The following is a 12,001-nucleotide window of genomic DNA, read 5'->3' as shown; positions in this document are numbered from 1 at the left end:
ATCGGGCCGCAAGCGGGCAGCTTTTCCACCATAAATCGGGTGCCTCCGGCCGCCGTCAAGGCGAGCGGCAAATATCGGATTTCACGGTTACTTTCGGGGGAGAGGCCCGGGTGCCACCACGAAGGAACTGCGCTCCCTCTCCCCCGCAAGCGGGAGAGGTGACTTAGCTTGTCGCTACCGCCCCCGCAGCCGCTCCAGCACCTCCGATGTGGCAAAGCCGTCGGCCGGCGCCCCGATCGAGACCTGGAAGCCGCGCAGCGCCTCGCGGGTCTGGCCGCCGAACTGGCCGTCGGGCGTGCCCTTGTAGAAGCCACGCTGGGCCAGCAGCTGCTGCAGTTCCAGCCGCTCGGCGCGCGACAGCACCCGCTCCTGGCGCGGCCAGGGCTGCACGAAGGGCTGACCGCCGCGCAGGCGATCGGCGAAATGGCCGATTGCGAGCGCATAGGCCTCGGCCGGGTTGTACTTCATGATCACCCGAAAATTCTGCAGCATCAGGAAGCCCGGCCCCTCGGCGCCGGCCGGCGCCAGCAGATAGGCCTTGTCTGACGGCCGCGGGAATTGCTGGCCGTTCGGCCGCTTGACGCCGAGCTGCTCCCATTGCGACAGCGGCATCGCCTTGGCGCGGTCGGCCAGCATGTAGTTGAGGCCCTGCGGCAGCACCACCTCGTAGCCCCAGCTCGCGCCGGTCTGCCAGCCGTCCTTCTTCAGATTGTTGGCGGTCGAAGCGATCAAGTCGCTCGGATTGTCGACGACGTCGCGGCGGCCGTCGCCATCGCCGTCGACGGCGAAGCGCTTGAACGCGGTCGGCATGAACTGGGTCGGGCCGAATGCGCCGGCCCAGGAGCCGCGCATCTGCTCGGGCCTGAGATCGCCGCGGTTGAGGATCTCCAGCGCCGACAGGAATTCATCCTTGAAATAGGCCTGACGGCGGCCGATGCAGGCGAGCGTCGCTGTCGACTGCACCACGTTGCGATCGCCCATCTGGGTCGAGTAGTTTGATTCGATGCCCCAGATCGCGGCGATGATGTAGCGGTCGACGCCATAGGCGCGCTCGGTCGCGTCGAACTGCTGCTTGTATTTGGCGAGGATTTCGCGGCCCTTGGCGAGCCGTGTGTCGCTCACCAGGATATCGAGATAGTCCCAGATCGCCTTGGTGAACTCCGGCTGCGAATCCATCAGGTCCATGATGCGCAGGTCGGGTTGCAGGCCGGCGGTGAAGCGCTCGAAATTCTGCTGCGTGATGTTGCGCCGCGCGGCATCCGGCCACATCGCCGCGACGCAGTTCGGGAAGTCGGATGCGGCCTGGCGGATCGCGGCGGCGGTCATCAAGGGATGACCGGAAGCGCCGTCCTCGCCGCTCCAGGGTGGGGCTGCACCGTCCTGACCGGTCGCGGCCTGCGGCGGCGTCGCGTTCGGTCCGGAGAAGATGCTGTCGATCAGGTTGGTCAGGCCGTTGCCCGCCGACTGGGCCTGCGTGCTGACGGGCAGCAGCAGGGCCAGCGCGACAAGGCTCGCGCTGAAAAGCGTGGTCCGCGGTGTTCCGGTCGAGCGCATTGTCGTGTGCCTGTCAAAATCGTGCTGCCTGAGAAGGCCCCGTCACGGTTTCCAATATCTTAACAATGGGCGGCATTTTGGGCGTGACGAAATCGCGCGCAGTTGTTTGACCGGGACAAATTGTCCGGCGTCATCAACTCGTCTTCGACTGGTCCCTCAGACCCGCCAGGATACCTTCGGCATTCTCAAAACAGTCGCCGCCCGGTGGCGTGGCTTCGATCCGGGCGATCACGGCCTCGAGCCCGGCCTGGGTTTCAGACAATCGACAACGCAAGGCTTCGACCTCGGCCACCTTGGTCTTCAACGCGGCCACCAGCCTGTCCTTGCTCCAGTCTCCCTTGCCGTGCGGCGGCAGCAGGTTCCGGATCTCGTCGAGCGAAAATCCGGCCTGCTGGGCCATCACGATGATCTCGAGGACCTGCCGGGTCCCGCGCGAATACTGGCGATAGCCGTTCAGGCCGCGATCGATCGAGCCGATCAGGCCCTGCCGCTCATAGAAGCGGATGCGCGACGGCGCGAGGCCGGATTCCCGAGCCAGTTCCCCGATCTTCACTGCCGATCTCCTTGGCGTCTTGACCTTAAAGTTAACTTTAAGGTTATGGTCCGTGGCGATCAACAAGGAAATTGGCTGATGTCGCCGTTCGAGCCCCTGACCCTGCCCAACGGAAGCAGCATTCCGAACCGCATCGCCAAAGCGGCGATGGAGGAGAACATGGCTGACGCCAGGCATTTCCCGTCGGCCGAATTGCTGCGCCTCTATCAGGCCTGGGCCGACGGCGGCGCCGGCCTCATCATCACGGGCAACGTCATGATCGATCGCCACGCCATGACCGGGCCCGGTGGCGTCGTGCTGGAGGACGGCACCGAGCTCGAGCCGTTTCGAAACTGGGCGCGCATCGGTCGCGCCAGGGGCGCGCAGATCTGGATGCAGCTCAATCATCCGGGCCGCCAGATGATGAAGAATCTGGGCCAGCAAACCCTGGCGCCGTCCGCCGTCGCGCTTGATCTCGGCAAGCATTCGAACCTGTTCGCAATGCCGAGGGCGATGACCGAGCAGGACATCGACGAGGTGATCGGCCGCTTCGTCAGCGCCGCAAGGCTGGCGGAGCGCGCCGGCTTCTCCGGCGTGCAGATCCATGCGGCGCACGGCTATCTGCTCAGCCAGTTCCTGTCGCCATTGACCAACCGGCGCACCGACGGCTGGGGCGGTCCGCTCGAGAACCGGGCGCGTCTGTTGATCGAGACCGTCAAGGCGGTGCGCGCTTCGGTGTCGCCCGGTTTTTCCGTTGCGGTCAAACTGAACTCCGCCGATTTCCAGCGCGGCGGCTTCGATGCCGCTGACGCCAAGTCCGTCGTCGAGATGTTGAACGCGTTGTCCGTTGATCTCGTGGAGTTGTCGGGCGGCAGCTATGAGGCGCCTGCGATGCAGGGCGATGCGCGCGACGGCCGCACGCTGGCGCGCGAGGCCTATTTCCTCGACTTCGCACGCGACGTCGCCGCGGTCGCCAGGATGCCGGTCATGGTCACCGGCGGCATTCGCCGCATCGGCGTCGTGCAGCAGGTGCTCGACAGCGGCGTCGCCATCGCCGGCATCGCCACCGCGCTGGCGATCCGGCCGGACCTGCCGAACGCCTGGCGTCGGGGGGAGGATCTGCGGCCAGAAGTCGCGCCGATCCGATGGAAGAACAAGCCGATGGCCTCGCTGGCCGCAATGGCCGTCGTGAAATTCCAGTTGCGGCGGTTGAGCCGGGGCCGCACGGCCAATCCGAACGTTTCGCCGTTGAAGGCGTTGTTGCTGGCCCAGCTCCGCACCGCGTCGCTGACCCGCAAATATCGGCGCTGGATCACCTCATCCGCCGCCGCGACCGCCGCATCCGGCGGCGCGCCGGCTCCATCGCGCGCGGTCGGGATGCCGCGATAAACGGAACACTCGGGCGGAAACCGCTGGGGTGGGCGGAACGTGTGCATCACACATCCGCCTTTGTTCTCGGCTGCAAAAACGGTTACCAAGGTGCGATTAGATTTCGTGCCGCCGTCCCACCCGTTTTTCAAGGCCTCCGATAATCCCATGAAGATCCGCAAAGCCGTATTTCCCGTCGCCGGTCTCGGTACCCGCGTGCTGCCCGCCACCAAGGCGATGCCGAAGGAGATGCTGACGATCGTCGACAAGCCGCTGATCCAGTACGTGGTCGACGAGGCGCGGGAAGCCGGCATCGAGCACTTCGTGTTCGTCACCGGCCGCAACAAGGGCGTCATCGAGGATCATTTCGACCGCATGTTCGAGCTCGACACCACGCTCGCGCAGCGCGGCAAGAAGACCGAGCAGGAGATCCTGGCGCAGAACCAGCCCGAAGCCGGCGCAATGAGCTTCACGCGGCAACAGTCGCCGCTCGGGCTTGGCCATGCGGTGTGGTGCGCGCGCGACATCGTCGGCAACGAGCCGTTCGCGGTGGTGCTGCCCGATGAGCTGGTGCTGAACACGCCGGGCTGCCTGAAGCAGATGATCGACGCCGCCAACAAGCTCGGCGAGAAGTCGAACGTGATCGCGGTCGAGGCGGTGCCCGACGAGCTCACCCATCAATACGGCATCTGCGGCGTCGGCAAGCGCACCGGCAACATCTTCGAGGTCGACGGCATGGTCGAAAAGCCGCCGCAGGGCACCGCGCCGTCGAACCTGTCGATCACCGGCCGCTACATCCTGCAGCCCGAGATCTTCGACATCCTGGCGACGCAGGAGCGCGGCGCCGGCGGCGAGATCCAGCTCACCGACGCGATGATCGGGCTTGCCAGGACGCAGAAGTTCTACGGTGTCGAGTTCGAGGGGGAGCGCCACGATTGCGGCTCCAAGCCCGGCTTCCTCCGCGCCAACATCGCCTTCGGCCTCAAGCGCCCCGAACTGCGCGACGGCCTGATCGCCGAGATGAAGAAATATCTGGAGAAGTGAGTTTCGTCATTCCCCGGTGCGCAATTGCGCATCTTGGGGCTCGCGAAGCGAGAGCCCGGAATCCATTGCACCACTGGTTCTGTGGCTCGATGGATTCCGGGCTCATCGCTTCGCGATGCCCCGGAATGACGAACAGGCGTGCGGCTGACTACGCCTCCGGCTAGTCACTCACGGCTCGCAACAAACTCGGTGTCGTCCATGCGAAAGCAGGGGTCCGCACTCGCAATCACCCGGCCTTCCTTCGTCCCGCGCGCTTCGCCGGTTCCTTCGCGCCATCTTGCTTCGGCGCGCGCAGTTCGCGCGCGGCGAGTGAGACCACGTCGGCGATCTGCTGGAGCTGCGGGGCGAGCGGAGAAGTCTTGCGCCAGACCATGCCGATGGTGCGCGAGGGCTGCGGGTGCTTGAAGCGCGAGACCGTGACCGGCGCGGAGCGCGTCTCCACCGTCACCGCCATCTCCGGAATCAGGGTGACGCCGATGCCGGCGCCGACCATCTGCACCAGCGTCGACAGCGAGCTTGCGTCCAGCACCTCGCGCGGCGGCGAGGACTGCATGTTGCAGAACGACAGCGCCTGGTCGCGGAAGCAATGGCCTTCCTCGAGTAGCAGCAGCCGCATCTCGCGCAGCATCTCGGCGCTCGGCACCGGCGTCTTGGCATCCTCGCCCGGCCGCACCAGCAGGAAATGCTCCGAGAACAGCGCGACCTCGGTCAGCGACGGTTCCGACACCGGCAGCGCCACGATCGCGGTGTCGAGCCGGCCCTCGGCGACCTCCTTGATCAGCTTCGGCGTTAGCGTCTCGCGGACATGGATGTCGAGCTCGGGATGCAGCCGCGCCAGCGTCTCGATCACCCTCGGCAGCAGATATGGCGCAATGGTCGGGATCATGCCGATGCGCAGCCGTCCGGCGAGCTTGTCGCGCGAGGCGCGTGCGAAGTCGCCGAGCTCGTCGACCGAACGCAGGATGTCGCGCACGCGGTGCAGCAGCTCCTCGCCGAAGCTCGTCAAGGCGACCTGGCGAGCGCTGCGTTCGATCAGCACGCCGCCGACCGCCTGTTCCATCTCGCGGATCTGCATCGACAGCGCCGGCTGCGACACCGCGCAGGCGTCCGCGGCGCGCCCGAAATGGCCGTGCCGCGCCAGCGCATCGAAATACCTCAGTTGCCGGAGTGTGACATTTATCATCAGATTATCTTATTGCCGCGATCATTAAAGTCAATTTCCCCTGATGGATTGAGGCGCGTAGAATCGTTCTTGGAAGAGCTCCAGCACATTCCAGAATCCATCACCTCGGAGAAAAAACATGGACGCAAAAACCGACGAAGGCGCGGGCAAATGCCCATTTTCGGCAGCCCCTCGCGGACACACGAATCGTGACTGGTGGCCGGAGTCGCTGGACGTTCAGGTGCTGCATCGCAACTCCAGCCTGTCCGACCCGATGGGCCAGGGCTTTGACTACGCCAAGGAGTTCAAGACCCTCGACCTCAACGCCGTGATCAAGGACCTGACCGCCTTGATGACGACGTCGCAGGAATGGTGGCCGGCCGATTTCGGTCACTACGGCGGCCTGATGATCCGCATGGCCTGGCACTCGGCGGGCACCTACCGCATCACCGACGGCCGCGGCGGCGCCGGTGCCGGTCAGCAGCGCTTCGCCCCGCTCAACAGCTGGCCTGACAACGCCAACCTCGACAAGGCGCGCCGGCTGCTCTGGCCGATCAAGCAGAAATACGGCCGCAAGATCTCATGGGCCGACCTGATGGTCCTCGCCGGCAACGTCGCGCTGGAATCGATGGGCTTCAAGACCTTCGGTTTCGCGGGCGGCCGCGCCGACGTGTGGGAGCCTGAAGAGCTGTACTGGGGTCCGGAAGGCACGTGGCTCGGCGACGAGCGCTACAGCGGCGAGCGTCAGCTCTCCGAACCGCTCGGCGCCGTGCAGATGGGCCTGATCTACGTCAATCCGGAAGGTCCGAACGGCAACCCCGACCCGGTCGCCGCCGCAAAGGACATCCGCGAGACGTTCTTCCGCATGGCCATGAACGACGAGGAGACCGTCGCGCTGATCGCCGGCGGCCACACCTTCGGCAAGACCCACGGCGCGGGTGATCCGTCGCTGATCGGGCCGGAGCCGGAAGGCGGCGCGCTCGAAGAGCAGGGCTTGGGCTGGAAGAGCAAGTTCGGCACCGGCGTCGGTGCCGACGCGATCACCGGCGGCCCCGAGGTCACCTGGACCCAGACGCCGACGAAGTGGAGCAACCACTTCTTCGACAACCTGTTCAAGTATGAATGGGAGCTGACCAAGAGCCCCGCAGGCGCGAAGCAGTGGAAGGCGAAGGGGGCTGCGGCCGACATTCCGGACGCGTTCGATCCGTCGAAGAAGCACGTCCCGACCATGCTGACCACCGACCTCTCGCTGCGCTTCGATCCGGCCTATGAGAAGATCTCGCGCCGGTTCTATGAGCACCCGGATCAGTTCGCGGACGCCTTCGCCCGCGCCTGGTTCAAGCTCACGCACCGCGACATGGGCCCGATCCAGCGTTACCTCGGCCCGCTGGTGCCGAAGGAGACGCTGATCTGGCAGGACCCGGTGCCGGCGCTCGATCATGCCGTGATCGACGACAAGGATATCGAGGCGCTCAAGGCGAAGATCCTCGCCTCGGGCCTCTCGGTCTCCGAACTGGTGTCGACCGCCTGGGCCTCGGCCTCCACGTTCCGTGGTTCGGACAAGCGCGGCGGCGCCAACGGTGCGCGCATCCGTCTCGCTCCGCAGAAGGACTGGGATGTCAACGAGCCGACGCAGCTTAAGACCGTGCTGTCCAAGCTCGAAGCCATCCAGAAGGAGTTCGGCAAGAAGGTCTCGCTGGCCGACCTGATCGTGCTCGGCGGCGCGGCGGCGATCGAGAAGGCGGCAAAGGACGGCGGCACCGATGTGAAGGTTCCGTTCACGCCTGGCCGTACCGATGCGACGCAGGATCAGACCGATGTCGAATCCTTCGCTCCGCTCGAGCCGCGGGCTGACGGCTTCCGCAACTACATCAGCGGCAAGCGTCAGTTCATGCTGCCCGAGGAGGCATTGGTCGATCGCGCCCAGCTGCTGCGGCTGACCGGACCGGAATTGACGGTCCTGGTCGGCGGCCTGCGTGTGCTCGGCGCCAATGCCAAGAAGTCGAAGCACGGCGTCTTCACCGGCAAGCCGGGGACGCTGACCAACGACTTCTTCCTCAACCTGCTCGACATGGGCACGGTGTGGAGCGATGTCGGCGAGGGCGTCTATGAGGGCCGTGACCGCAAGACCAAGGCGGTGAAGTGGACCGGCACCCGCGTCGACCTGATCTTCGGCTCGCACTCGCAGCTGCGCGCGTTCGCCGAGGTCTACGGCTCGTCGGATGCCAAGGAGCAGTTCGTGAAGGACTTCGTCGCGGCCTGGGCCAAGGTGATGAACGCCGATCGCTTCGATCTCGTGAAGTAAGCGGCGGACGGCAATCAGGGACAGGGCGGTGCTTCGGCGCCGCCCTGTTTCGTTTCGGGGACGCTGGTTTCAAGACGAAAGGCTTTTCGTGCTTGGCTCAGTCGTGCAGTTTCATGTCCCGGATCATCTCCTCGAACTCTGCACGCGTCGGCGTCGCCAGGGCAGCTTGCGGCGCGCTGCTTGCTGCGATGGGACCGTCACATTGTGAGACGTCGCGCCGAGGCTCGAGGATTGCGGTCAGGCTCGCCCAGCACACCAGCAGCGCGACCGTCCAGTCCAGTACATTGGTTGCCGTCATGGCAGCACCAGCATTGTCATGTGGCGATCGTGCAGCCGACGTGTCCCTTGCGCAATTCGGAAGCTACGAAACGTAACTTCGGCAAAACCGAGAGCCGGATCGGAAGTGCGCTCCCTCTCCCGCTTGCGGGAGAGGTGTAGCGAGCCTGCCGCTGAAACGATGCGAGCTAATTTCGTCGCCGTCGCCAGTGCTATCCGGTTCGAGCCCGTCGTCCTTCGATTGGGTACGCCGGATCGTTGAAGCCCGGCGTCGAGGGATGGCCCGACACCACGAGGCGGTCGATCAGGGCCTCGTCCTCGGCGGTGAAGCGGTAGTCGAGCGCGCGGATGTAATCGTCCCATTGCGCCTCGGTACGCGGGCCGGCGATCACGGCGCTGACGAACGAGGAGTTCAGCACCCAGGACACCGCGAACTGCCCGGCGGTGATGCCGCGACTCTCGGCGTGGCGCTTGATCTCCTGCGCAAGCCGCAAGGATTCCGGCCGCCACTCGGTCTGCATCATCCGCTTGTCGTTGCGCCCCGCACGGGTGTCCGCGGGCGGCGCGGCATCGGGCGCGTATTTGCCGGTCAGGACGCCGCGCGCCAGCGGGCTGTAGGGCACGATGCCGAGGCCGTAATAAGCGCAGGCCGGAAAGTGCTCGACCTCCGGCATCCGGTTCATCGCGTTGTAATAGGGCTGGCTCGCGACCGGGCGGTCGATGCCGAGCCGGTCGCAGATGTTGCAGATCTCGGCGACGCGCCAGGCGCGGTAGTTGGAGACGCCGAAATAGCGCACCTTGCCGGCGCGGATCAGGTCCCCCATCGCGCGCACCGTCTCGTCGAGCGGGGTCGCGTGGTCCTCCTTGTGCAGGTAATAGACGTCGATGTAATCGGTGCCGAGCCGCTTCAGGCTATCGTCGGCGGCCTGCAACACCCAGCGCCGCGACAGGCCGCCATGGTTCGGATCGTCGCCGATCGGGTTGGCAAGCTTGGTCGCGAGCACCCAGTTCGAGCGGCTGTTGGCAATCGCCCGGCCGACGACCTCCTCGGACTTGCCGCCATTATAGGCGTCGGCGCTGTCGATGAAGTTGATGCTGGCCTCGCGCGCCTTGGCCACGATCCGCGACGAGGTCGCTTCATCGGTCGGTCCGCCGAACATCATGGTGCCGAGGCAGATCGGCGAAACCTTCAGGCCGCTGCGGCCGAGCTGGCGATACTGCATCGATCGTTCCTCCCGGAATGAGGCGTCAACTCTCGTTCTTCAAGATCTTGAACACGCCGTTGGCCATCGCGATGCAGCGCTTGTCGACCGTCACCTCGGCCGTGATGAAGATCAGGCTGCGGGTCGAGCGCACCACGCGCGGCCGCGTCGTCAGGATCTCGCCGATCTTGCCGGCCTCGACGAAATGGGTGTCGAGCTGCACCGTCGCAAGCGTCGGTTTGCCCGAGACGAAGCGCGCCGCCATGCCGCAGGCGCGGTCGGCGAAGGTCATGATCACGCCGCCCTGCACCAGGCCGCGGCGATTGTGATGCTTGTCCTCGGTGATCAGCGCGAGCTCCAGCCCGCCGTCCTTCAACCGTTCCCACAGCGGGCCGATCAGCGTCAGGAAACCTGTGGTGTCGGCGACCTTCCAGCCGTCGGATTTGAGCTTGTCCGCGGCCTTGACCGTCATGAGATGGGGGTCCGTTGCTTGCAAATGAATGATCGTGTGATTGATCGAGGGAGGCATGCCGTTCCGCTCATTTCATCAAACGCTGTTGTGTTGTAGTCAAGCTCGATGGTCCGCACATTTGACGATTGCCACCCGGCGGAATATCGCAGAGCTCTGTGCCGCGTTCGCGCGTCAGGTCGCGGCCGATGCGGCGCCGACGCTGAAGCGCGCGGCAGTCGCGATCGCGCTGACCGAAGGTGACGACGGCAATGGCACCGCCTTCCTGCTGACCCGACGCAGCGCACGACTGCGCGCCCACAGCGCGCAATGGGCGCTGCCGGGCGGCCGCTGCGATGCCGGCGAGACGCAGGCGGAGGCCGCGCTGCGCGAGCTTCACGAGGAACTCGGGCTCAAGCTGTCCGAGCGCGATGTGCTCGGCTTGCTCGACGATTATCCAACGCGGTCCGGCTATCTGATCACGCCGGTCGTGGTCTGGGCCGGCGCGCATGCGGCGCTCGTGCCGAATCCGGACGAGGTCGCGTCCGTCCACCGCATCGGCCTCGATGCGATCGAGCTCGATGACGCGTTCACCTTCGTGACGATCCCCGAGAGCGCGCGGCGCGTGATCCGCTTCCGGCTCGGTGGCCAGCACATTCATGCGCCGACCGCCGCGCTGATCTATCAGTTCCGTGAGGTGCTGGCCGGGCGCAGCACCCGTGTCGCCGACCTGGAACAGCCGGTGTTCGCCTGGAAGTGACTGTCGTCCCCGCGACTCTCCCCGGAAATCACCGCATTGTGGCGAAAATTTCGGAGCCGATCGCGGCATCGGGCCGCCTGCGATCCGAACAATTCCGGGCTGACTTCGCAGCCGTGCTTGCTACAACGTGGCCATGCGCCCGCAATTGATTCGCCTGTGTCCTGGATTTGTCGCGTTCGCGCTGCTCGCCGGCGCGCCGTCTGTATTGGCCGGCGAGGCCGATGCGTTGCCGCCGTCCGTCGCCAATGCGATGGCGCAGGCCTCGCCGCAGGCGATCATGGACTATCGCCGCAAGCTGCAGGAATACGAGGAAGCGCGCACCGCTTTCGAGCAGGATGCAGGCGCCTATTGGGGCGCGATCGCCGACAAGCGGCGCGGCCGCAACGCCAAACGTCGCGACCGCGTGCAGATCACGCTCGACGATTACGTGCTGCAACAGCCGCCGGTCTATGAGGGACCGAAGCGGCCGGTCAATCCGGCGCCCGAAGAGGAAGGCGGCAAGCCGCCGCGTCCGCCGAAGACGATACCGGTGGTCTCCGACCTGATCCGGGCGGCGGCCGAGCAATTCCAGTTCACGCCGCAGCGGCCGTCGAGCGAGGTCGAGTTCAAGCGCGCCTATGCGCGTTACGCGCGCGCCGCAGGACTGACGCCGGAGCAGGCGGTGCGGGTCTATTCATTCGAGACCGGCGGCACCGGCAATTACGACGTGCAGGCCGGCATCGAGCATGGCGGCAAGCGCGCCATTTCCACCGCGATGGGCTACAATCAGCTGCTCACCACCAACACCGTCGAGCTGCTTGCCGAGCAGGGCCATGAATTCGTGCGGGATCTGACCGAGCGCGTTGCGCGGACGCAGGGGCCGGCGCGCAAGGCCATGGAGCACAAGCTCGCGGTGCTGAAGAAGATGGTCGCGTTCACCCGCACCGTGCCCGACGACTGGTCGGCGCATCAGCGCCTCGCCGACACCCCGCAGGGCTGGGCGTGTCACGCCATGGTGCTCGACATCGACATCGGCCCGATGCTGCAGACCCATAAGCTGCTGACCTCGGTGATCTTCGCCCGCAACAAGGGCTACGGCCGGCCGCTCACCGCGGCCGAGCTCGAGATGATGAACCTGACCGGCGACGGCACCGGCTTCGACATGGTGACCATGCCGCAGGCGATGCGCGAGCAGGTGCCGACCGCGAATTTCTTCCAGCGCTCGGGCTACGAGCGCAACCCGGTCGCGATCCGCCACAACACCGTGGCGAGGCTGCTCGCTGTCACCAACGAGCGCATGGACGTCAACAGCAACAAGCCCGGCGCCAGGGAATTGGCCGGCGCGTTCTGAACTTTGGCGAAAACCGTCAG

10 protein-coding genes and 1 pseudogene are annotated in these 12,001 nt (G+C 65.7%); 5 read left to right on the top strand and 6 right to left on the bottom strand.

Annotation, left to right across the window (positions count from 1 at the left end; all coding sequences use genetic code 11):
* Nucleotides 1-174: 174 nt before the first annotated feature.
* Together ACTUWL_RS11635 and ACTUWL_RS11630 are read right to left on the bottom strand one after the other, a co-directional pair.
* The gene (locus ACTUWL_RS11635) at nucleotides 175-1,554 is read right to left on the bottom strand and encodes a lytic murein transglycosylase (protein WP_021076385.1); all 1,380 of its coding nucleotides are present in this window, start codon (nucleotides 1,552-1,554) and stop codon (nucleotides 175-177) included.
* A gap of 133 nt (nucleotides 1,555-1,687) precedes the next feature.
* Entirely contained in the window at nucleotides 1,688-2,170 is a 483-nt protein-coding gene (locus ACTUWL_RS11630; protein ID WP_291735170.1) for a MerR family transcriptional regulator, read from the bottom strand.
* A 15-nt stretch (nucleotides 2,171-2,185) separates the two neighbouring features.
* Here ACTUWL_RS11630 and ACTUWL_RS11625 point away from each other — a divergent pair, with 15 nt between their 5' ends.
* Nucleotides 2,186-3,475, top strand: coding sequence for an NADH:flavin oxidoreductase/NADH oxidase family protein (locus ACTUWL_RS11625; protein ID WP_021076387.1), 1,290 nt, complete (start codon nucleotides 2,186-2,188; stop codon nucleotides 3,473-3,475).
* A gap of 147 nt (nucleotides 3,476-3,622) precedes the next feature.
* Nucleotides 3,623-4,498, top strand: a complete 876-nt coding sequence (gene galU / locus ACTUWL_RS11620) for a UTP--glucose-1-phosphate uridylyltransferase GalU (RefSeq protein ID WP_035649745.1) — start codon at nucleotides 3,623-3,625, stop codon at nucleotides 4,496-4,498.
* A 226-nt stretch (nucleotides 4,499-4,724) separates the two neighbouring features.
* Here the strand turns inward: galU and ACTUWL_RS11615 are convergent, their stop codons facing one another.
* On the bottom strand, nucleotides 4,725-5,681 hold the full coding sequence (locus tag ACTUWL_RS11615) for a hydrogen peroxide-inducible genes activator (RefSeq protein WP_021076389.1): 957 nt from the start codon (nucleotides 5,679-5,681) through the stop codon (nucleotides 4,725-4,727).
* Between the two features lie 118 nt (nucleotides 5,682-5,799).
* Between ACTUWL_RS11615 and katG the strand changes: the two genes are divergently transcribed.
* Nucleotides 5,800-7,965 (top strand): catalase/peroxidase HPI, encoded by a 2,166-nt coding sequence (gene katG, locus ACTUWL_RS11610; RefSeq protein WP_021076390.1) that lies wholly within the window; start codon nucleotides 5,800-5,802, stop codon nucleotides 7,963-7,965.
* Nucleotides 7,966-8,062: 97 nt separating this feature from the next.
* On the opposite strand, the gene ACTUWL_RS11605 is transcribed toward katG, so the two are convergent.
* From ACTUWL_RS11605 to ACTUWL_RS11595, 3 genes are all read right to left on the bottom strand, one after another.
* Nucleotides 8,063-8,263, bottom strand: a complete 201-nt coding sequence (locus ACTUWL_RS11605; RefSeq protein ID WP_021076391.1) for a hypothetical protein — start codon at nucleotides 8,261-8,263, stop codon at nucleotides 8,063-8,065.
* Between the two features lie 190 nt (nucleotides 8,264-8,453).
* Complete coding sequence (locus ACTUWL_RS11600; RefSeq protein ID WP_021076392.1) at nucleotides 8,454-9,464, bottom strand: aldo/keto reductase; 1,011 nt, start codon at nucleotides 9,462-9,464, stop codon at nucleotides 8,454-8,456.
* Nucleotides 9,465-9,489: 25 nt separating this feature from the next.
* Nucleotides 9,490-9,915 (bottom strand): PaaI family thioesterase, encoded by a 426-nt coding sequence (locus ACTUWL_RS11595; protein ID WP_021076393.1) that lies wholly within the window; start codon nucleotides 9,913-9,915, stop codon nucleotides 9,490-9,492.
* A 105-nt stretch (nucleotides 9,916-10,020) separates the two neighbouring features.
* On the opposite strand from ACTUWL_RS11595, the pseudogene ACTUWL_RS11590 reads away from it, so the two are divergent.
* Both ACTUWL_RS11590 and ACTUWL_RS11585 read left to right on the top strand, forming a co-directional pair.
* A pseudogene (locus ACTUWL_RS11590) lies at nucleotides 10,021-10,651 on the top strand (NUDIX hydrolase).
* A 133-nt stretch (nucleotides 10,652-10,784) separates the two neighbouring features.
* Nucleotides 10,785-11,981 (top strand): hypothetical protein, encoded by a 1,197-nt coding sequence (locus ACTUWL_RS11585; protein WP_021076395.1) that lies wholly within the window; start codon nucleotides 10,785-10,787, stop codon nucleotides 11,979-11,981.
* The last annotated feature ends 20 nt before the right edge of the window (nucleotides 11,982-12,001 follow it).

It is taken from the genome of Bradyrhizobium sp. WCU1, assembly GCF_053474805.1.
This window is presented reverse-complemented; position numbering and strand designations above follow the sequence as displayed.

Coding starts and splice junctions, on each gene's coding strand:
- ACTUWL_RS11635 (WP_021076385.1), bottom strand. CDS start 1,554: ATGCGCTCGACCGGAACACCGCGGACCACGCTTTTCAGCGCGAGCCTT.
- galU (WP_035649745.1), top strand. CDS start 3,623: ATGAAGATCCGCAAAGCCGTATTTCCCGTCGCCGGTCTCGGTACCCGC.
- ACTUWL_RS11595 (WP_021076393.1), bottom strand. CDS start 9,915: ATGACGGTCAAGGCCGCGGACAAGCTCAAATCCGACGGCTGGAAGGTC.
- ACTUWL_RS11605 (WP_021076391.1), bottom strand. CDS start 8,263: ATGACGGCAACCAATGTACTGGACTGGACGGTCGCGCTGCTGGTGTGC.
- ACTUWL_RS11585 (WP_021076395.1), top strand. CDS start 10,785: ATGCGCCCGCAATTGATTCGCCTGTGTCCTGGATTTGTCGCGTTCGCG.
- ACTUWL_RS11625 (WP_021076387.1), top strand. CDS start 2,186: ATGTCGCCGTTCGAGCCCCTGACCCTGCCCAACGGAAGCAGCATTCCG.
- katG (WP_021076390.1), top strand. CDS start 5,800: ATGGACGCAAAAACCGACGAAGGCGCGGGCAAATGCCCATTTTCGGCA.
- ACTUWL_RS11600 (WP_021076392.1), bottom strand. CDS start 9,464: ATGCAGTATCGCCAGCTCGGCCGCAGCGGCCTGAAGGTTTCGCCGATC.
- ACTUWL_RS11615 (WP_021076389.1), bottom strand. CDS start 5,681: ATGATAAATGTCACACTCCGGCAACTGAGGTATTTCGATGCGCTGGCG.